Annotated in this window: 18 protein-coding genes; 9 read left to right on the top strand and 9 right to left on the bottom strand. The window is 64.7% G+C overall.

What is annotated here, in order from left to right; all coding sequences use genetic code 11:
- Positions 1-54: 54 nt before the first annotated feature.
- On the bottom strand, positions 55-2,661 hold the full coding sequence (gene clpB, locus HV753_RS09885) for an ATP-dependent chaperone ClpB (RefSeq protein ID WP_175174275.1): 2,607 nt from the start codon (positions 2,659-2,661) through the stop codon (positions 55-57).
- Between the two features lie 138 nt (positions 2,662-2,799).
- On the opposite strand from clpB, the gene HV753_RS09880 reads away from it, so the two are divergent.
- The 8 genes from HV753_RS09880 to HV753_RS09845 all read left to right on the top strand — a co-directional run bounded on the left by HV753_RS09880 (position 2,800) and on the right by HV753_RS09845 (position 8,840).
- Complete coding sequence (locus tag HV753_RS09880) at positions 2,800-3,237, top strand: gamma-glutamylcyclotransferase family protein (RefSeq protein ID WP_175174274.1); 438 nt, start codon at positions 2,800-2,802, stop codon at positions 3,235-3,237.
- 96 nt (positions 3,238-3,333) lie between these two features.
- The gene (locus tag HV753_RS09875) at positions 3,334-4,062 is read left to right on the top strand and encodes a helix-turn-helix domain-containing protein (protein ID WP_175174273.1); all 729 of its coding nucleotides are present in this window, start codon (positions 3,334-3,336) and stop codon (positions 4,060-4,062) included.
- Between the two features lie 14 nt (positions 4,063-4,076).
- Positions 4,077-5,279 (top strand): hypothetical protein, encoded by a 1,203-nt coding sequence (locus HV753_RS09870; RefSeq protein ID WP_175174272.1) that lies wholly within the window; start codon positions 4,077-4,079, stop codon positions 5,277-5,279.
- Between the two features lie 217 nt (positions 5,280-5,496).
- Complete coding sequence (locus tag HV753_RS09865; protein WP_175174271.1) at positions 5,497-6,798, top strand: MFS transporter; 1,302 nt, start codon at positions 5,497-5,499, stop codon at positions 6,796-6,798.
- Between the two features lie 64 nt (positions 6,799-6,862).
- Positions 6,863-7,321, top strand: a complete 459-nt coding sequence (locus HV753_RS09860; RefSeq protein ID WP_175174270.1) for an ArsR/SmtB family transcription factor — start codon at positions 6,863-6,865, stop codon at positions 7,319-7,321.
- Positions 7,321-7,671 (top strand): SRPBCC family protein, encoded by a 351-nt coding sequence (locus HV753_RS09855; RefSeq protein ID WP_246288215.1) that lies wholly within the window; start codon positions 7,321-7,323, stop codon positions 7,669-7,671. The genes HV753_RS09860 and HV753_RS09855 overlap by 1 nt, the downstream gene beginning before the upstream one ends.
- Positions 7,672-7,726: 55 nt before the next feature.
- Positions 7,727-8,425, top strand: a complete 699-nt coding sequence (locus tag HV753_RS09850) for a DUF899 domain-containing protein (protein WP_175174268.1) — start codon at positions 7,727-7,729, stop codon at positions 8,423-8,425.
- A gap of 13 nt (positions 8,426-8,438) precedes the next feature.
- Positions 8,439-8,840 carry a hypothetical protein gene (locus HV753_RS09845; protein ID WP_175174267.1) on the top strand — a complete coding sequence of 134 codons (402 nt, stop codon included), beginning with the start codon at positions 8,439-8,441 and terminating at the stop codon, positions 8,838-8,840.
- Here HV753_RS09845 and HV753_RS09840 read toward each other — a convergent pair.
- The 3 genes from HV753_RS09840 to HV753_RS09830 all read right to left on the bottom strand — a co-directional run bounded on the left by HV753_RS09840 (position 8,821) and on the right by HV753_RS09830 (position 10,869).
- On the bottom strand, positions 8,821-9,156 hold the full coding sequence (locus HV753_RS09840) for a 2Fe-2S iron-sulfur cluster-binding protein (protein WP_175174266.1): 336 nt from the start codon (positions 9,154-9,156) through the stop codon (positions 8,821-8,823). The genes HV753_RS09845 and HV753_RS09840 overlap by 20 nt on opposite strands.
- Position 9,157: 1 nt before the next feature.
- On the bottom strand, positions 9,158-9,745 hold the full coding sequence (locus tag HV753_RS09835) for an NUDIX domain-containing protein (RefSeq protein WP_175174265.1): 588 nt from the start codon (positions 9,743-9,745) through the stop codon (positions 9,158-9,160).
- A 104-nt stretch (positions 9,746-9,849) separates the two neighbouring features.
- A complete protein-coding gene (locus tag HV753_RS09830) occupies positions 9,850-10,869 on the bottom strand; it encodes a zinc-dependent alcohol dehydrogenase family protein (RefSeq protein WP_175174264.1) in 1,020 nt (339 codons plus the stop codon).
- 154 nt (positions 10,870-11,023) lie between these two features.
- Between HV753_RS09830 and HV753_RS09825 the strand changes: the two genes are divergently transcribed.
- Complete coding sequence (locus HV753_RS09825) at positions 11,024-11,944, top strand: LysR family transcriptional regulator (protein WP_175174263.1); 921 nt, start codon at positions 11,024-11,026, stop codon at positions 11,942-11,944.
- A 20-nt stretch (positions 11,945-11,964) separates the two neighbouring features.
- On the opposite strand, the gene HV753_RS09820 is transcribed toward HV753_RS09825, so the two are convergent.
- The 5 genes from HV753_RS09820 to HV753_RS09800 all read right to left on the bottom strand — a co-directional run bounded on the left by HV753_RS09820 (position 11,965) and on the right by HV753_RS09800 (position 18,191).
- On the bottom strand, positions 11,965-13,218 hold the full coding sequence (locus tag HV753_RS09820; protein ID WP_175174262.1) for an Hsp70 family protein: 1,254 nt from the start codon (positions 13,216-13,218) through the stop codon (positions 11,965-11,967).
- Positions 13,219-13,342: 124 nt separating this feature from the next.
- Positions 13,343-14,527, bottom strand: a complete 1,185-nt coding sequence (locus HV753_RS09815; RefSeq protein WP_175174648.1) for a RhtX/FptX family siderophore transporter — start codon at positions 14,525-14,527, stop codon at positions 13,343-13,345.
- 29 nt (positions 14,528-14,556) lie between these two features.
- Positions 14,557-14,985, bottom strand: a complete 429-nt coding sequence (locus HV753_RS09810) for a cupin domain-containing protein (protein ID WP_175174261.1) — start codon at positions 14,983-14,985, stop codon at positions 14,557-14,559.
- 61 nt (positions 14,986-15,046) lie between these two features.
- Entirely contained in the window at positions 15,047-17,113 is a 2,067-nt protein-coding gene (locus tag HV753_RS09805) for a TonB-dependent siderophore receptor (RefSeq protein WP_175174260.1), read from the bottom strand.
- A gap of 193 nt (positions 17,114-17,306) precedes the next feature.
- On the bottom strand, positions 17,307-18,191 hold the full coding sequence (locus HV753_RS09800; RefSeq protein WP_246288213.1) for a helix-turn-helix transcriptional regulator: 885 nt from the start codon (positions 18,189-18,191) through the stop codon (positions 17,307-17,309).
- Positions 18,192-18,212 lie beyond the last annotated feature (21 nt).

Below are 18,212 nucleotides of genomic sequence, written 5' to 3'. Positions count from 1 at the left end.
ATCGACGCACAAAAAAAAGCCCGGCTTGCGCCGGGCTTTTTCTTCCTTGCTGGATTACTGCAAGGTTCGGGTGAAGACGAATTCACCGTCCTGCCAATCCACCGGCACCACATCGCGTGGCCCGAACTTGCCTTCCAGGATCAGGCGTGCCACCGGGTTCTCGATCTGTTGCTGGATCGCGCGCTTCAAGGGGCGCGCGCCAAACACCGGATCGAAACCAGAGCGCGCCAGTTCCGCCAACGCGGCCTCGGTGACTTCCAGCCGCATTTCCTGCTTTTCCAGCCGAGCGCCAAGACGGCGCAACTGGATGCGGGCAATGGACTCGATGTGCTGCGCCTCCAGACCGTGGAACACGACCACTTCGTCGATGCGGTTCAGGAATTCAGGCCGCAGGGTCTGCTTGAGCTCGCCCCACACCACTTCCTTGATCACGTCGTACGGTTGGCCCGCCAGGCTCTGGATGTGATGCGAGCCCAGGTTGGACGTCATCACGATCACCGTGTTGCGGAAGTCCACCGTGCGGCCTTGACCGTCGGTCAGACGGCCATCATCCAGCACTTGCAGCAGCACGTTGAATACATCCGGGTGCGCCTTTTCCACTTCGTCCAGCAGGATCACGCTATACGGCTTGCGGCGCACGGCCTCGGTCAGATAGCCGCCCTCTTCGTAGCCCACGTATCCCGGCGGAGCGCCAATCAGCCGCGCCACCGAATGCTTCTCCATGAATTCGCTCATGTCGATGCGGATCAGGTGCTCTTCGGAGTCGAACATGAACTCGGCCAGCGCGCGCGTCAGCTCGGTCTTGCCCACGCCGGTCGGGCCCAGGAACAGGAACGATCCGTAAGGCCGTGCCGGATCCGCCAGACCTGCGCGTGAACGCCGGATGGCGTCGGACACGAGGCGCACGGCCTCGTCCTGACCCACGACGCGCTTGTGCAGGAATTCCTCCATGTGGAGCAGCTTCTCGCGTTCGCCCTGCATCATCTTCGACACGGGGATGCCCGTGGCGCGCGACACGACTTCAGCGATTTCCTCGGCACCAACCCGGGTGCGCAACAAGCGCGGCCGGCTTTCAGTGCCTTCGGCGTCTTCAGCCGCCTGGGCCGCGCCTACCTCGGCTGCCTTCAGGCGCGATTCCAGATCCGGCAGCTTGCCGTATTGCAGTTCGGCCAACTTGTCGAACTGGCCCTTGCGCTGCAATTCGGCCATTTCGGCGCGCACGCTGTCGATCTCTTCCTTGATCGCCTGCGTGCCTTGCACCGCTGCTTTCTCGGCCTTCCAGATTTCCTCGAAATCGTTGTATTCGCGTTGCAGCTTTTCCAGTTCGTCTTCAATGACGCCCAGGCGGCGCTTGGACGCATCGTCGGTTTCCTTCTTGACGGCCTCGCGCTCGATCTTCAATTGAATGATGCGGCGATCCAGCTTGTCCATCACCTCCGGCTTGGAGTCGATTTCCATGCGGATGCGCGCACCGGCCTCGTCGATCAGGTCAATGGCCTTGTCGGGCAGGAAGCGGTCGGTGATGTAGCGGTGCGACAGCTCGGCCGCGGCCACGATGGCCGGATCGGTGATCTCGACGCCGTGGTGGATCTCATAGCGTTCCTGCAACCCGCGCAGGATCGCGATGGTGGATTCCACATCGGGTTCGTCCACCAGCACCTTCTGGAAGCGCCGTTCCAGCGCCGCGTCTTTTTCGATGTACTTGCGGTATTCGTCCAGCGTGGTTGCGCCGATGCAATGCAGCTCGCCGCGCGCCAGCGCCGGCTTGAGCATGTTGCCCGCGTCCATCGCGCCTTCGGCCTTGCCCGCGCCAACCATGGTGTGCAGCTCGTCGATGAAGACGATATTGCTGCCATCGTCCTGGCCCAGCTCTTTCAGCACGGCCTTCAGGCGTTCCTCGAATTCACCGCGGAACTTGGCGCCTGCCAAGAGCGCGGCCAGGTCCAGCGACAGCACGCGCTTGCCGCGCAGGCTCTCAGGCACTTCGTCGTTGACGATGCGCTGCGCCAGGCCTTCAACGATGGCGGTCTTGCCCACGCCGGGTTCGCCGATCAGAACCGGGTTGTTCTTGGTGCGGCGCTGCAAGATCTGGATGGTGCGGCGGATTTCATCGTCGCGGCCGATCACCGGGTCCAGCTTGCCCTGACGAGCGCGCTCGGTCAGGTCCATGGTGTACTTGGACAAGGCTTCGCGGTTGGACTCACCTTCCGCGCCGGACACGTTTTCGCCGCCGCGCACGGCGTCGATCGCGGCCTCGAGTGCCTTCTTCTGCAAGCCCGCTTCACGCAGGATGCGGCCGGCGTCGCCCTTGTCGTCGGCCAGCGCCAGTAGGAACAGTTCGCTGGCAATATAGGTGTCGCCACGACGGGCGGCTTCCTTGTCGGTGCGCGTCAGCACGGCGTTCAGGTCGCGGCCGACTTGCACGTTGTCGTCGCCTTGCACCTGCGGCAGCGACTTCATCGCGCTATCCAACGCGGATTGCACGCGGTTGACCGCCACACCGGCGCGCGCCAGCAAGCTGCCCGCGCCGCTATCCGGATCAGACAGCAACGCCGACAACACGTGGACGGGTTCGATGTAGGGGTGGTCGTTACGGGCGGCCAGACTTTGGGCGTCGGCCAGGGCTTGCTGGAACTTGGTTGTCAGTTTGTCGAATCGCATAATGGTCGTTTGGCTAGTTAGGGGAGCCTGACCGATACGTGCCGGCTGGCTCGATATCCTGAATATGCGGCCGGATGCGAAAATTTCAACACCTGCCAGCCGCCTGATTTGCTTCGACGTGCAGCAACAATCTGACCTATGAGCATATACGTTTTTGTCTACGGCACCCTACGCGCCGGCGAAATCAATGATCTGGCGCAAGCCTCCGCCAGACGGGGGCTGCCTGCGGCCCGTTTGGTGGGCGCGGCCTCCGTGCCCGGCGTGTTGGTGGACTTCGGCGACTGGCCTGGCCTGATTCCCGTGGCGGACGGCCGCCGCGTGCGCGGCGACGTCTACCAGGTGCAACCGGCCTTGATCGCGTTGATGGACGAGATCGAGGAATACGTGCCCGGACAGCCTTGCTGCTTTGTCCGCCGCGAGATCGCCGCACGCCTGGAAGCGCCAGCGGACGGCCTCACGGAAATCCTCTGCCAGTACTACCCCATCGACCCCGCATTGCGGGGCGCCGCCACCGATATCGCGGGCGAGGATTGGATCGCGCATCGACGGGCGCGATCGACTGGCGGCTTCCCGTAAAACGCCCGTAGTAACAACAGACTACAATAGGCATTGTCATCACGCTTTACACCCGTTTCGCCCCTGGCGCGCAACGGGCACTATAGAGGTCATCGTATGCAAAAACGGGTTCCCGTTGCCCCTGATGCCGCCCACTGTTCCACGTGTATGTTGGGCCACGTGTGTGTGCCTGTGGGCATGGCTGCCGCCGAAGTGGAAAAGCTGGACGAGCTGGTGAAAGAGCGTGTGCGCCTGGAAAAGGGCAAAACGCTGTACTCGCTGGATCACCCGCTTGACGCCGTATATGGCGTGCGCTTTGGCAGCATCAAGACTCAGCTGGAAGACGCCACCGGCCAAATCCAGATCACCGGCTTTCACCTGCCCGGCGAAATCGTCGGCATGGACGGCATGCTGGACGGCAAGCACGTGTCGGCCGCCGTCGCGCTGGAGGATTCCGAAGTCTGCGTCATCCGCCTGAGCGAAGTCGACCGCGTGGCCGCGCACCTGCCGTCGCTGCAACAGCAGTTCCGGCGTCTGATGAGCCGTGAAATCACGCGCTCGCACCAGATGCTGGCGTCGCTGGGCTCGATGCGTTCCGAACAGCGCCTGGCGGCCTTCCTGTTGAATCTGTCGCAGCGTTATGCCTCGCTCGGCTATTCGTCGACCGAGTTCGTGCTGCGCATGAGCCGCGAGGAAATCGGCAGCTATCTGGGCCTGACGCTGGAAACGGTCAGCCGACTGTTCTCGCGCTTCGCCCGCGAAGGCCTGATCAAGATCAATCAGCGAGAAGTCCGCATCCTGGACCTGCCCGCGCTGAAGCAGCTGCTGGGTCACGAGAGCTGCTAACAAGCCACCGCGCCATGCGCCGCGCGCCCGCCTCTTCCGCGCCCCAACTACCGCACGTTCACACGTGCCGGCGTTTCGGGCGCCGACTGAGCGCCGCGCTGACGCTGGCCGCCGTGCTCGCGCCCTGGGCCATTCACGCCCAGACCCCGCTGCCCGATCCCTACGACTACGACGAAACCGCGCCGGCGCCCAAGCGCGTGGCGCCGCTGCGCTGGCAGACCGTGGAACTGGGCAAGGCGGGGCACCGGTACAAGATGCCGGTCTACTCCAACCGCAATCTGGCCAAGGACGACCTGCGCGACATCAAGCAGGTCCTTATCGTCATCCATGGCGTCAAGCGCGACGCCGACCGCTACTACGACACGGCCGCGGACCTGCTGACGCAGAATCCGGAACGCGCGCGGGACACCCTGATCCTGGCGCCTCGCTTTCCCGGGTCCATTGATTCCGGCTTTGCCGGGATGGCCGCGTGGCGAAAATCCAGTTGGGAGGACGGCGAAGACAGCATCCAGGCCGCGGGACGCCCCGCGCCCGTCTCGTCTTTTCAGGTGCTGGACGACCTGCTGCGCAGCCTGGACGACCGCAAGCGCCTGCCTGCCCTGACGAACATGGTGCTGGCCGGCCACTCGGCGGGCGGCCAACTGGTTCAACGCTACGCCGTACTGAACAACACCGACGGCCCGCTGCGCCGCGACGGGCTGGCCTTGCGCTACGTGATTGCCAACCCCTCGTCCTACCTGTACCTGACCAACGAACGCCCACGCGCCAACGGCAAGGGCTACGCGCCCTATGAGCGCGGAATCTGCCCCACCTACAACCAGTACAAGTACGGCACCGACAAGCTGCCGTCGTATGCGCGGGAAACCGACGACACCCGCCTGTTCATCCGCTATGCCGCCCGGGACGTGACCTACCTGCTGGGCGGGGCGGACAACAACCCCGAACACCGCCTGCTGGACAAGACCTGCGGCGCCGAGGCCCAAGGCTCGACACGGCTGGCCCGCGGGACCGCGTACGTGCAGTATGAATATCAACTGGCCGCGCGCGGACCCAAACCCGTGACCCTGCACCACAACAGCTTCGAGGTAGGTGGCGTCGGGCACGACAACAAAGGCATGTTCGGGTCCGTCTGCGGCGCCCAGGCCCTGCTGGGCCCCGATGCCCAGGTGGGCGATCGTGCAGCCGCCTGCGACATCATCAAGCCAAGCCGCAAGTAAGCCCGTCAACCCGGGCCCGCGCGCCCGTGATGCGGCGCGAATCCTGACAAAACCCTGAAATAAAAACAGTGTGCCAGCACGTGCATTTCGGCGTGGGCAGGCGCAACATACGGCGATGCGTGTTCCATTTCGCGGCTGGCCTTGCGATCTTGACGGGCGAGGATAAGGCGCGGTCGCGTGTCCGGCGACTCCCGACAAGCTCACTCCGAGAACAGCCATGACGCAATCGTATCTCGCCATGCCCGACGCAAAACGCCGCATCAAGGCCATCTTCGTCGGCTCCATGGGCAATCTGGTCGAGTGGTACGACTTCTACGCCTATACCGCCTTTGCCCTGTATTTCGCCCCCGCCTTCTTCCCGTCCCACGACCCCGTTGTCCAGCAATTGAATGCCGCCACGCTATTCGCGGCCGGCTTCATCGTGCGCCCGTTGGGCGGCTGGCTGTTCGGCCATCTTGCCGACCGGCACGGGCGGCGCTTATCGCTGATGGTGTCGGTGGGGATGATGTGCGTGGGATCGCTGATCATTGCCTTGACGCCCACCTACGCGACCATCGGACTGGCGGCGCCCGCGCTGCTGGCGCTGGCCCGCGTGATCGAAGGCCTGAGCCTGGGCGGCGAATACGGCGCCAGCGCCACCTACCTGACCGAGATCTCCGATCCGGAGCATCGCGGCTTCTATTCCAGCTTCCAGTACGTCACGCTGATCGGCGGCCAGCTCTGCGCGATCCTGGTGTTGCTGCTGCTGCAAAACGTGTTCCTGACCCATGAGCAACTGGTCGAATGGGGCTGGCGCATCCCCTTCGTGATCGGCGCGATGCTGGCCATCGTGACCGCGCTGATGCGGCGCGACATGCCCGAGACCGACTCGTACAAGGAAGCGCAGAAGACCAAGCCGAAGACCAGTTCGATACGCGGCCTGATGAAGTATCCGCGCGAAGTGGCGATCGTGGTCGGGCTGACGGCCGGCGGCACCGCGGCCTTCTACACCTTCACCACCTACATGCAGACGTTCGTGCGCCAGACCTCGGGGTTCTCGGACATCACCACCACCTACATCATCGCCGCCTCGCTGATCTTCGCGCTGATCCTGCAACCGCTGTATGGCGCGCTGTCGGACAAGATCGGACGCAAGCCGCTGCTGATTTTCTTTGGCGTGGCAGGCGCGGCGCTGACGGTACCCATCCTGATGACGCTGTCGCATACCCGGTCGCCGTTCATTGCCTTCCTGCTGATCTGCGGCGCCTGGGTCTTCACCGCCGGCTACACCTCGATCAATGCGGTGGTGAAGGCTGAACTGTTCCCCACCAATATCCGCGCAACGGGCGTTGCCGTGCCCTACGCCGTCACCGTGTCGATCTTCGGCGGCACCGCCCCGGCCATCGCGCTGTTCTTCAAGCAGCAGGGGCATGAAGAATGGTTCTACTACTACCTGGCCGGCGTGATCTTCCTGTCCCTGCTGGTGTACGCGACCATGCGCGACACCAAACACCAATCGGCCATGCACCGGCACGATTGACCTAGGGAAATTCCTGACACTGCCGGATTGACGCCGGCAGTTTTTTAGGTAGATACTTAACCTTATGGTTAACTTAAACGACAGTGCCAACGCCAACGCGCTGGACCGCATCTTCTCCGCCCTGGCCGACGGCACCCGCAGACGAGTGCTGGCCGACCTGGAACAGGGCACGGCGTCGGTCAGCGAACTGGCCCGGCCCCACGCCATGTCGCTACCCGCCTTCCTGAAGCATCTGCGGGTGCTGGAAGACGCCGGGCTGATCGCCCGCGCCAAGGACGGCCGCGTGGTCAGTTGCACCTTGTCGCCCGAACCCATGCAAGCGGCATCGAACTGGTTGGCACGCTACGAGAAGTTCTGGAACGGCCAACTGGATTCGCTGGCCCGCTACCTGTATCACGATCAGGAGATCCACCCATGTCAACCCGACGCTCCCCCGACCACCCCATCGAACTCCGGCTCTGCCGCCACTTTGCCGCCCCCGTCGAGCGGGTCTGGCAAGCCTGGACGGACCCGCAAGCGCTGATGCGCTGGTTCGGCCCGGCCGGCACGCGGCAAGTGCTGGTGGCGGACACCGACGTGCGGGTGGGCGGCGCCTACCTCGTAGGCTTTGTCACCGAAGACGGGCAGTCGCACTACGCCAGCGGCGAGTACCGCGAAGTAGAGCCCCAGCGCAGGCTGGTCTTCACCTGGGCCTGGCGCGACACCCCCGAAGAAGCGTCCCTGATCACCCTGGACTTCTCCCCCGCGCAGGGCGGCACTGAACTGGCCTTCCTGCAAACCCCGTTCGTCGACCAGGCAACCCGCGACAGCCACGAAAACGGCTGGGCGGGCGCGATGGACCGACTGGCGGACCATCTGGCAAGGCGGGACTGAACCCGCCCTTGCCCGCGCGAGCCTCTCCGGCCCGTGTCCCGCAAAGGAGTACACAATGCAGACCCCTCATCCTGTCGTATCCCGCCCGCAATGGGACGCCGCCCGTGAAGCGCTTCTTGCCCGGGAAAAAGCGATGACCCGAGCCCAGGACGCCCTGGCCCAAGACCGGCTTGGCCTGCCCTGGGTGCAGGTGGACAAGCCCTACCAATTCCAGGACGCAAGCGGTGCCCACGGCCTGGCAGATCTGTTCGGCGGCAAGCGTCAACTCATCCTCTATCACTTCATGTATGGCCCGGACTGGGAGGAAGGCTGCATGGGCTGCTCCTTCCTGGCGGACCACCTGGACAGTGCCTTAATGCACTTGCGCCACCATGACGTGTCGGTGGTGGCGGTGTCGCGTGCGCCGCTGGCCAAGCTGGAGGCATTCAAGCAGCGCATGGGCTGGCGCTTCGACTGGTTCTCGTCGGAGGGCTGCGACTTCAATTTCGACTTTCACGCATCGGTGCCGCTGGCCGATGGAAGCATCGAAGAACGCTCGGGCGCCAGCGCCTTCTTCCACGATCCCGATGGAGAAATCTTCCATACCTATTCGACCTTTGAACGCGGGGTGGAACGCTTGGTGGGCGCCTACAACTATCTGGATCTCGCCCCCTTGGGCCGCAACGAAACGGGGCCGCATTTCAACCTGGGCGACTGGGTACGTCACCATGACCGGTACGACGACACCCCAAAGAGTTGCCACGCTTGCGGATAGCCGGCTACGCGCCATGACGGCGCTGTGGCTGCTCTGTCTGATCGCCATGGCGTTGGGCCTTTGGCTCGACACGCGCCATATGCCTGCGGCGTTGCTGGCCAGCGAATGCGGTGCGCCAGGCGGCCTGCTGGACATGGCAGGGCGCCATGGCACCCTGATGCCTGCCAGCAGCGCGGCCATGGCGCTGGCCGCGCTGGCACCGTGGTCCGCGGGACGCACGCCCGCACCGCCGCTGGCTGAACGCCTGATTTGCGCGCTGTCGATGGGGCTGGGAATGATTCTTGGAGCGCGGTGGGGCGTGCCGCTAGCGCTTGCGCTGGGCATGGCGCCCTTTCCCGGCATGGCGCTGGGCATGGCCGTCGGCATGGCCGCAGGCTTGCTGCCGGTCTACGTGTTCAGCGCCGGGCGCCCGTAAGCGGCCGTGCCACGGCAGGCGGCGCGGCTTCGATCAACGCCGCTTGTGGCGCCTGGATTTCCAGCGCCGATTCGGCTTGGGCCACGCACGGCAGGATCCAGCCCTCTTCCTTCTCGTCGCGCGACAGACCGGGCCATTCGATGCGGTAGGTCACCGCCCCTTCCAGCATCAGGCACATGCAGGCCCGGCAGGTGCCGTTGCGGCAGGAGCTAGGCAGCTTGATGCCTGCGGCCTGCGCCGCCAGCAAGACGGAAGTGCCCGCCTCGGCATCGAAACGCAGACCAGCGGGTTGGACCAGGACCGGGAAGGCAGGCATGTCAGCCAGCGTTGTCCTGCCAATCCAGCTGCCAGGCGCCAGACAGCACGTTCTGCATCCACAGCACGCAGGTCAGCGTCTTGGCGTCCGTGACCTCGCCCTTGCTGCATGCCGCCAGCAATTCAGCCGGACCCGCGCTGATCACATCCAGGAACTCGTCCTGGTCCAACTGGCGCGGGCCAGCTCGCAAGCCGCGAGCGAAGAAGATGTGAATGATCTCGGTGGAATAGGCGATGGCCAGATGCAAGGCGCCGGCATGCGCCCATTGGTCAGCGGTATAGCCGGTTTCTTCCAGCAATTCACGCTTGCCGCACACCAGCGGGTCTTCGCCGGGATCCAGCTTGCCGGCGGGAAACTCCGTCATGACACGGCCGATGGGATAGCGGAACTGACGTTCAAGCAGAACCCGGCCGTCATCCAGCAACGGAATCACCACCACCGCGCCGGGATGCACGACGTATTCGCGCGTGGCCGTGTTGCCGTTGGGCAGGCTGACGGTATCCCGGCGTATTTTCAGAAAGGCGCCTTCATACGGCGCTTCGCTGGTCACCAGCGTTTCAACAAGATGGGTATCGGTTGGGCGGGTCATGAGGCGTCTTGGTCTGTTCGATCAGGCAGGCGCCGGGGCGCCGTCGGCAAGCCATGCAGCTTACCACCGCCGCCCCCGGCCATTGCCCTGCCCGCCCCCTCGACTTACTTGCCGACCCGGATGACGATCTTGCCGAAATGGCCGCCCGAGGCCAGATGCTCAAACGCGGCGCGAGCCTCATCGAATCCATAGACTTGGTCGATGACCGGCTTGATGCCCGCCACCTCCACGAATCGCGCCACGTCCTCCAGCATCTTGCGGCTGCCCACGAAAATGCCTTCAAGGCGCTTGCCGCCCGCGATCAGCGCCAAGGGTGCCACGGGCACGGAGGCGAACCCGCTGACGCCGCCGATCACGGCGACTGCCCCGCCCATGCGCGCCGCTGTCACGGAGCGCGCTAGCGTGCCTTCGCCGCCCACTTCCACCACGACATGCGCGCCCTCACCGCCGGTCAGGCGCAGCACTTCGTCCTGCCATTCCGGCGTCTCGCGGTAGTTGATCAAACCATCGGCGCCCATGGCCTGGGCGCGCGCCAGTTTTTCGGTGCTGGACGATGTGATGACCGCGCGCAGGCCTGCCGCCTTGGCCAATTGCAAACCCCAGATCGACACGCCGCCCGTGCCCAGGAACAGCGCCGTTTGGCCCGCCTTGGCGCGGCCGGCGACAAATAGCGCGTTCCAGGCGGTGACTGCCGCGCAAGGCAGGGTCGACGCTTGTTCGTCGCTCAATGAGGGCGGCGTGGCGGCCAGCGCGGATTCGGCGAAAACCCGTTCCGTGGCCAGCACGCCATCCGTTGCCGCGCCCGGCGCCACGTGCGTGGTCGCGGGCGTGGCCTCTCCGTCGATCCAATCCGGAAAGAATGAGCCCATCACGCGGTCGCCCACGGCAAACCGCGTGACCTCGGCGCCCACGGCGATGACGTCGCCGGCCGCGTCGGATGCCGGAATGACAGGGTCGCTGGAACCCTGGAGGTAGTCGCCCCGCGCCACCATCAGGTCACGGAAGTTAAGCGATACCGCATTGATGCGCACGCGCACCTCCCGCGGTCCCAGCGCCTGCGGTTCGCGCGTGACGCGGGCAAGGGAGGCAAGGTCGCCACCGCTGATGATCGTATAGGCCTGCATGATTTTCTCCTGTTCGGTTCAAGACGGGCCGCGTCCGTTCCATGACAACGCGGCCGAGTACCGATAAGATATGCGGAATTCATATCGCCAATGGCAACATTAATTCGTTTCAATGTCGCCCAAAGGGAACCAATAAGACGCCGGAGACATAGCCATGGCCACACCCATTACCCATGACAGGCTGGGCGGAATCGAAGTCTTCGTCCAGGCCGTGGAAGCCGGCAGCTTTGCGTTGGCGGCCGACCGCCTGAACCTGACGCGATCCGCCGTCGGCAAATCCGTCGCGCGCCTGGAGGCGCGGCTGGGCGTCCGCCTGTTCCATCGCACGACCCGGCAACAAAGCCTGACGGACGACGGCCAGGCCTACTACGACCGGTGCGTCCGCGCGCTGGCGGAGCTGCAACTGGCCGAAGCCGAATTGGACAGCGGCCGCTGCGAACCGCAGGGGCGCCTGCGGGTCAGCGCGCCGCTGGTGTTCGGAAGACATTGCGTGGCGCCCGTGCTGCGTGAATTGGCCATGCGCCATCCGCAGTTGCAAGTGGACATTTCGTTCAACGACCGCGTGGTTGATCTGATCGAAGAAGGCTACGACCTGGGCATCCGCGTTGGCACGCTGCCCGACAGCGCCAGCCTGGCCGCCCGGCGGCTAGGCATGCAGACCATGGGCATCGGGGCCTCTCCCGCCTATATCCGGGCGCATGGGCGTCCGTCCACCATCGACGAATTGAAGCAACATGCCGGGATCGTCTATGCGCACGCCGGGGTGGAATGGGGATGGGCGGTCAAGGATGCGGACGGGCAAGTCATGTCGTTGCGCGTCCAGCCGCGCCTGCGGCTGGATGACTTGCAGGCCATTGCCGACGCCGCGATTGCAGGCGCGGGCATCGCCTGGCTTCCCTGCTGGATGCTGACGCACTACGTGCGCTCTGGCGAATTGGAGGTCCTGATGCATGGCGACCGGCTGGCCGCTCAAGAAGTCCATGCCATCTGGCCTCAAGCGCGCTACCTGCCATCCAAGACGCGCACCGCCATCGATGCGCTGGCGGCGCGGGTGCCTGCAATGCTCGGGGCTTAGAACCCCGGGGCTCTAGCGGGTCAGTCGAACTTGCGACGCGCGTCCAGCGCCAGGCCAGCGCCGATGCTGCCGAACAGATCGCCTTCGACGCTGCGCGCACCCGGCACCAGCGCCGACACGGTTTCACGCAGGCGCGGCACGCGGCTGGAACCGCCGGTGAAGAACACCGTATCCACATCGGTTGTCGCCACGCCGGCATCGCGCAACAGCGCGCCCACCGTGGTTTCGACCTTTTCGATCAAGCGGCCAACGCAGGCGTCGAACGACGGGCGCGTCACATCCACGCCCATGTCCGGGGCAATGCGCGACAGATCGATACGGGCCGACGCCGATTCCGACAGCGCGATCTTGGCCTCTTCCACCTGCACCGCCACCCAATGTCCCGCACGCTGCTTGACCAGATTGAGCAGCAGATCGATCTTCTCGCGGTCGCCGGCTTCGGCACGGATGTAGGCGAAGTGCTCGGCGGCCTTGCGTGTATAGGCCTGGTTGATGGTGTGCCAGCAAGCCAGGTTGCCGTATTGCGTGGACGGCACGTCCTTGCCGCTGCGCAACTGGCTGCCCAGCCCCAACAGGGGCATGACATGCGCCAGGCTCAATTGCTTGTCGAAATCCACCCCGCCAATATGCACGCCGCCGTAGGCCAGGATGTCGTCGCGCCGATCAGCCTTGCCCGCGCGATCCGGTCCCAGGCGAATCAGGGAAAAGTCGGAAGTACCCCCACCGATGTCGATGACCAGCACGAGCTCTTCGCGGTCGATCTGCGATTCATAGTCGAATGCGGCGGCCAGCGGTTCAAACTGGAATTCGATATCGGTAAAGCCGACGCTGCGCGCAATTTCCCCCAACGTGTCCTGGGCAGTCTGGTCAGCGGCGGAGTTGTCGTCCACGAAGAAAACCGGCCGCCCCAGCACGGCGCGCGTGAAGTCACGGCCTGCGGCGGTTTCGGCACGCCGCTTCAGTTCCGCGATAAAGCGGGTCAGCAGCACGCGAAATGGAATCGAACGCCCCTGCACTTCCGTCGACCCATCGATCAGCGAGCTGCCCAACAGGCTTTTCATCGAACGCATCAGGCGCCCATCGTAGCCGGCCAGATAGTCGGAAATAGCCGCGCGGCCATAGCTGACCTCGGCGTCTTCGTCGTGGAAGAAAATGGCGGATGGCAAGGTGGTCTTGCCGTCTTCCAGGGTAAGGAGCGCGCGTTGGTCGGGGCGGCTCCAGCCCACGGTGGAGTTGGATGTGCCGAAGTCAACGCCGCATGCAGTGGAAATCATGAAAATTCTGGGGCTTAGAGCAAAACGGCGGACAAGTGTACTCGCTTCGCCGCCAGCGGGCCGACGCGCGTGTTCGGCCCCACCCGCATCCGGCCCCAGATTCTGCTTGGAAATGGAGCGCCGATCAGGTGGCCAGCACCCGTCGCAACGCCAACCCCGTAAACAGCAAGGTCACGACGGCCACCGTCAGGCCGCTTGCAAAACCACCTGCGTAACCGATATGGGCAGCCAGCCCCGTCATCATCGACGAGGTCAGGATTTCGCCCAGATCGCGCGCGCTCTGCACCACCGTCATATCCGTGCCCGATTGCCTGCCCTGCCGGGCGAAGCGCATCGCCAGCGTCATCAGCGCGACTGACGCCGCCCCCGCGCCGAACGACCCCAGGCCTTGGGCCACGAAGGCAATGCCCGGTTGCACGGGTGTCCAGCCGTGCGCCTGCGCCATCCAGCCCAGCGCGGCAAGACCAGAAGCCGACAGCCCTAGCGCCAGCACGGCCCGCGCACCCAGTTTTCCGATCAGCCAGGCTCCTCCGCCGCATCCCAGCAACACCGTGACCATGCCCCCGGCCATGCCGATACGGCCCACGGCCTCCAGTTCCCAGCCCGCATCCACCAGATACAGCTTGGACAAGCCATAGCCCGCCACGGCGGTCATCGCCGACAGGAAGGCGGCCAGCGCCAGCATCCAGGCGCCTGGGCGGCGGATGAAACCCTTCAACGATGCGCGCTGGCTCGGCGCCGCGGCATCGCGCCCTGCCTGCGGCGTCTCGCGCCACGTCACGGCCATCAACAGGCTGAACGCCACGACGGTGGCCAACACGGCCAGCGCGCCGCCTTGTCCGATATGGCCCGCCATCATCAACGCCCCAGGGCCGCCGAAGAAGAAGCCCACCATCGTCCCGCCCACCTGGACGGCATTGGCGCGCGCCAATGCCTGGCCCTCAAAGCGCTCGGCGGTCAACCCGTCGGTGGCGATGTCCTGCGTGGCGCTGGCCAACGACGCCGCAGCCATCAGGCCGACCACCCACGGTGCGCTGGCGGAGGAAATGCCCAGCATCGCCACCCCCGCCATGCAAACCAGCACGACCGACTGCATGGGCACGATCCAGCTGCGCCTGCGCCCCACGGAAGGCCGCCAACGGTTGTCGACCTGGGGCGCCCATAGAAACTTCAGCACCCATGGCAGGCCGACCAGCGGCAACCAGGCCAGCGCGCCCAGGCCGGCGCCGTCGCGGCGCAACAGCGTGGGCAAGGCTTCCATTGCCACGCCCAACGGGATGCCTTGCGAAAAATACAGGGCGGCGATCATGATGAACAAGCGCCCGTTTGCCGATCGATTCACAGTCTAGGTTTCCTAATGGGGGATGCCGCCACGCGGCGGTGTTCGCTGCCGTGCCCCGGCGTGACGAACAGGATTTTTCCAGGACAGGCCACATGCAGCCGATGCCACACACCGCGCGGCACGACCGTCCCGTGCCGGTGCTCCAGCAACACGTCGGTTTCCGCCCCGCCGTCTTCCATCAGGGTCAGCACCACGCGACCCTCAAGCACGCACAGCATCTCGTCGCCGGCTGGATGGCGTTCCCATACATCGCCATGCACATCGGCATCGTTTTCCACGGCTTTGACGCCAACCAGCCAGCCGTCATGCGGCGACAGGCGGCGCGGCTTGCCAACCTCGCGCAGGCCGCCGCCTTGGCCCAACGCGATGAAATGGTCCAGCCAGTCAAAGACGGCCGGAGGCGAAATGGCTTCCTCGGTCTTCATTGCGAAACTCCCGGAGAGTGAAGCGGGCGGCGCGGCGTTCACGCCAGTCCGAAGCAGATGGTCAGTACTGCGCACGCAGCGTCAGCATCGCGTTGCGCGGTTCGCCGTAGCGGTTATTCCATGACGTCCCCGACAGGCTTTGGTAATAGCCGCGGTCAAAGACGTTGTTCAGGTTCAGCGCCACCGTCAGGTGCTTGTCCAAGCGATACGCCGCGCGCAGGTCCACCAGCGTGACGCCCCCCTGACGCAAGGTCACGGGGCCGTACACCGTTGAGTAGCCGGACTGCATCTGCACGCCGCCGCCCACGCTCAGGCGCCGCTCCAGCACGGGCAACGCATAATTCGTCCAGACGCGGAAGATGTGCTTGGGCGTGAAACTCGCGAACGCTTGCCCGTTGGAGACCGCATCCTTCAGGTATTTGCTGGTATTGAAGGTGTAGCCGCCCGCCACCGACCAATGAGGCGTGATCTGCCCGCTGGCCTCGGCCTCGATGCCCCGGCTACGGACTTCGCCGCCCGAGACGTAATAGCAGTTGTTGCCCACGCAGGGCCAATCCGGGTCCTGCTGCGCTCGGTTCTTCTGCTGGATCTGAAACACCGCCAGCGATACATTCAACGCCCCGTCCGCCAGTTCGCCTTTCACACCGGCCTCGTAGTTCGTGCCGGTGACGGGGTCCAGAGATTTGCCCTCGCGGGTCAACTGGCTTTGCGGCTGGAACACTTGGGCATAGCTGCCGTATAGCGACCATTGCCGGTCCAGGTCCACGATCAGGCCGCCATACGGCGTGAATTCGGGATCGATTTGCTGGCGCGCACCCGGCGCGGTCTGGTTCCACCAGCTCATGCGTCCGCCCAGCACCAGCGTGACCGGATCAGCCAGCGAAAAGCGTCCCATGGCATAGATGCCCTGCTGCTTCAGGCGCGTTTCGCCGGGGGACGTATAGGGGCCAACGCCCGGTTCCGCCACGCTATGCGGATCCCAGTCGAAGACGTTCACCGGCACGTTCAGCGCCGGCGTCAGCATGCCGGTGTATTGCTCGGTCGTGGTGCGTTGCACGTTTCCGCCCAGCAGCAATTCATGGCGCCGGCCAAACCATTGGACGGGACCGCTGACATAAGCGTCCATGCTCGCTTGCGTGTTGTCGAATTTGTAGGCGCCGCCCATCAGGCGGGAGCCCATGCCGGTTTGCCGGTCGATGGCGCCGTACGCGCCGGCATACTTCAAATTGCTATCCGCGGTCAGGTAATTGGCACTGACCTTGGCGGTCCATCCGTCGCCAAATCGGTGTTCCAGATCGGCGAACACCCGGGTCGTGTCCCAATTGAAGCGGTCCCAGGCGGCGTCCAGATACGTGGAACGCCGCAGACCGATATCGCCGCCATCCTTGTAGCGTGGCACGCCGGCCATGTTGGTGGTGGAGCGGATGCGCTGGGTCTGCACACCCGCCGACAGCACGGTTCGTGGCCCCAGGTCCACTTCCCCGATGGCGTAGAGCAAGGCGGATTGCTGATCGGCCACATCATAGAAATAGCCGCGATCCTCAACCGCGCTGACGATGCGCCCGCGCACGCTGCCGCTATCGTTCAAAGGACCGCCCAGATCGGCTTCGGCGCGATAGCGGTCCCAACTGCCAGCACTGACCGAACCGCTGAATGAAAACTCGCGCTGCGGGCGCTTGCGCACCAGATTCACCGTTGCCGCCGGGTTGCCGGCGCCATGCATCAGGCCGTTGGCGCCGCGCAGGATTTCCACCCGTTCATACACCGCCATGTCTTGCGGCGAGGCGGCCATATTGCCCATCAGCACCGGCACGCCGTCCTGCTCGAACGAATCCACCTTGAAGCCGCGTGCGTAGTACGCCGTGGTCAGCAGTTGATAAGGCTGCACGATGATGCCGGGAGCGTGCTGCATGACGTCGTCCAGACTCTGCATGTTTTGCTCACGCATCTGTTCCAGTCCAATCACCGTGACGGATTGCGGGATCTCACGCACCGTCAGCGGCAACTTGGCCATCGTGGGGGTATCGCGCGCCACGCCTTCGCCACTGACCGTGACCGCCGGCAACGACGGCGCCTCCTCCGCCGACGCGGACGCCATGGCCACCGCCAACCATAGCGGCCAATGCATGACGCGCGCCACGCCTCGCTGCGGTCTCGCCGCCTCTGTTTTCACCTGTTTACGCACCGCCATTCCTCTATATTCATTACTGAGAATTATTCTCAAATAATTCTAGAGACGGCCCGATTGGCCCGCTGGCGATTGCGGAAGTTTCACTGGTGATTGCGGAAGTATCCCGTCGGGATCGCGGCGAAACCTGGAATCAGTTGCGCGGCACAAGGCTGCTGGGCAACACGCCGTAGCGGTGTCGAAAGGCCTTGGTGAAGTGTGAATCGGTATAGCCGCAAGCGTAGGCGGCCTCGGAGACGGTCAACGCACCGGCGGCCAACAAGGCGTGCGCCTGCTCCATGCGGCGTTCGCGCACAAAGGCATAGACGCTCAGGCCGAACAGCTTGCGAAACCCCGTGGTCAGCTTGTTCACATTGGTACCCGCCAACCGCGCCAATTCGGGCAGTGAAGGCGGATCCTGCAAATCCGCCAGAAGCAGGTCACGCGCATGGTGCAGTCGGTCGGCATCGCCGCGCGACAAGCCTTCCTGCGCGACACCCGGCCGTGCCGGCTGCAAGCCGTTGAACGCCAACGCAGCCAGTTCCAGCGCCTTGGCCGACAGGTACATGCGCTTGAGCGCTCCTTGCATCGGGCAGGCCAGCATCTGCTGGCCCAGCGACAACAACGCGGGATTCACTCGCAAGTTGGCTTCGGCATAGGGCAATCCACCGCGCGGAGAATGCAACAACAGACCCAATTCGGCGGGCTCCATGGCAAAGGCGCCACGAAGGTGGTCCAGGCTGGTGCGCAGGGATACGAACCGCAAGGCCCGGCCGGCGCCAAACTCATGTTCCATGCCCATCCCGTCTTGGCATAGGCTCATGTGCAGGGAAGGTCCGCTGACATGGGTGGCGGGCGCGTCGCGCACGCGGTAGCGCAGGTCGCCGTCCAGCACCAGGACCAACTTCAGACCGGGATCCAGATGTTCATGCACCCGCTCCGCCTGGCCGAAACGCAACGTGCCGCCTGCCAACGACATCGCGGGCATGGCGGCGGATACGGTCCAGTCAAGTTCAGAGCGGGTCGTGGGCGCGGTCACGGATACGGCCGCTATGTGCGG

Source organism: Achromobacter pestifer (assembly GCF_902859625.1).
Taxonomy (GTDB): domain Bacteria; phylum Pseudomonadota; class Gammaproteobacteria; order Burkholderiales; family Burkholderiaceae_B; genus Achromobacter; species Achromobacter pestifer.
This window is presented reverse-complemented; position numbering and strand designations above follow the sequence as displayed.

Coding starts and splice junctions, on each gene's coding strand:
- HV753_RS09880 (WP_175174274.1), top strand. CDS start 2,800: ATGAGCATATACGTTTTTGTCTACGGCACCCTACGCGCCGGCGAAATC.
- HV753_RS09840 (WP_175174266.1), bottom strand. CDS start 9,156: ATGCCTGCCTTCCCGGTCCTGGTCCAACCCGCTGGTCTGCGTTTCGAT.
- HV753_RS09820 (WP_175174262.1), bottom strand. CDS start 13,218: ATGATTTCCACTGCATGCGGCGTTGACTTCGGCACATCCAACTCCACC.
- HV753_RS09860 (WP_175174270.1), top strand. CDS start 6,863: ATGGTTAACTTAAACGACAGTGCCAACGCCAACGCGCTGGACCGCATC.
- HV753_RS09815 (WP_175174648.1), bottom strand. CDS start 14,527: ATGATCGCCGCCCTGTATTTTTCGCAAGGCATCCCGTTGGGCGTGGCA.
- clpB (WP_175174275.1), bottom strand. CDS start 2,661: ATGCGATTCGACAAACTGACAACCAAGTTCCAGCAAGCCCTGGCCGAC.
- HV753_RS09875 (WP_175174273.1), top strand. CDS start 3,334: ATGCAAAAACGGGTTCCCGTTGCCCCTGATGCCGCCCACTGTTCCACG.
- HV753_RS09805 (WP_175174260.1), bottom strand. CDS start 17,113: ATGCATTGGCCGCTATGGTTGGCGGTGGCCATGGCGTCCGCGTCGGCG.
- HV753_RS09870 (WP_175174272.1), top strand. CDS start 4,077: ATGCGCCGCGCGCCCGCCTCTTCCGCGCCCCAACTACCGCACGTTCAC.
- HV753_RS09845 (WP_175174267.1), top strand. CDS start 8,439: ATGACGGCGCTGTGGCTGCTCTGTCTGATCGCCATGGCGTTGGGCCTT.
- HV753_RS09850 (WP_175174268.1), top strand. CDS start 7,727: ATGCAGACCCCTCATCCTGTCGTATCCCGCCCGCAATGGGACGCCGCC.
- HV753_RS09810 (WP_175174261.1), bottom strand. CDS start 14,985: ATGAAGACCGAGGAAGCCATTTCGCCTCCGGCCGTCTTTGACTGGCTG.
- HV753_RS09855 (WP_246288215.1), top strand. CDS start 7,321: ATGCGCTGGTTCGGCCCGGCCGGCACGCGGCAAGTGCTGGTGGCGGAC.
- HV753_RS09830 (WP_175174264.1), bottom strand. CDS start 10,869: ATGCAGGCCTATACGATCATCAGCGGTGGCGACCTTGCCTCCCTTGCC.
- HV753_RS09835 (WP_175174265.1), bottom strand. CDS start 9,745: ATGACCCGCCCAACCGATACCCATCTTGTTGAAACGCTGGTGACCAGC.
- HV753_RS09825 (WP_175174263.1), top strand. CDS start 11,024: ATGGCCACACCCATTACCCATGACAGGCTGGGCGGAATCGAAGTCTTC.
- HV753_RS09865 (WP_175174271.1), top strand. CDS start 5,497: ATGACGCAATCGTATCTCGCCATGCCCGACGCAAAACGCCGCATCAAG.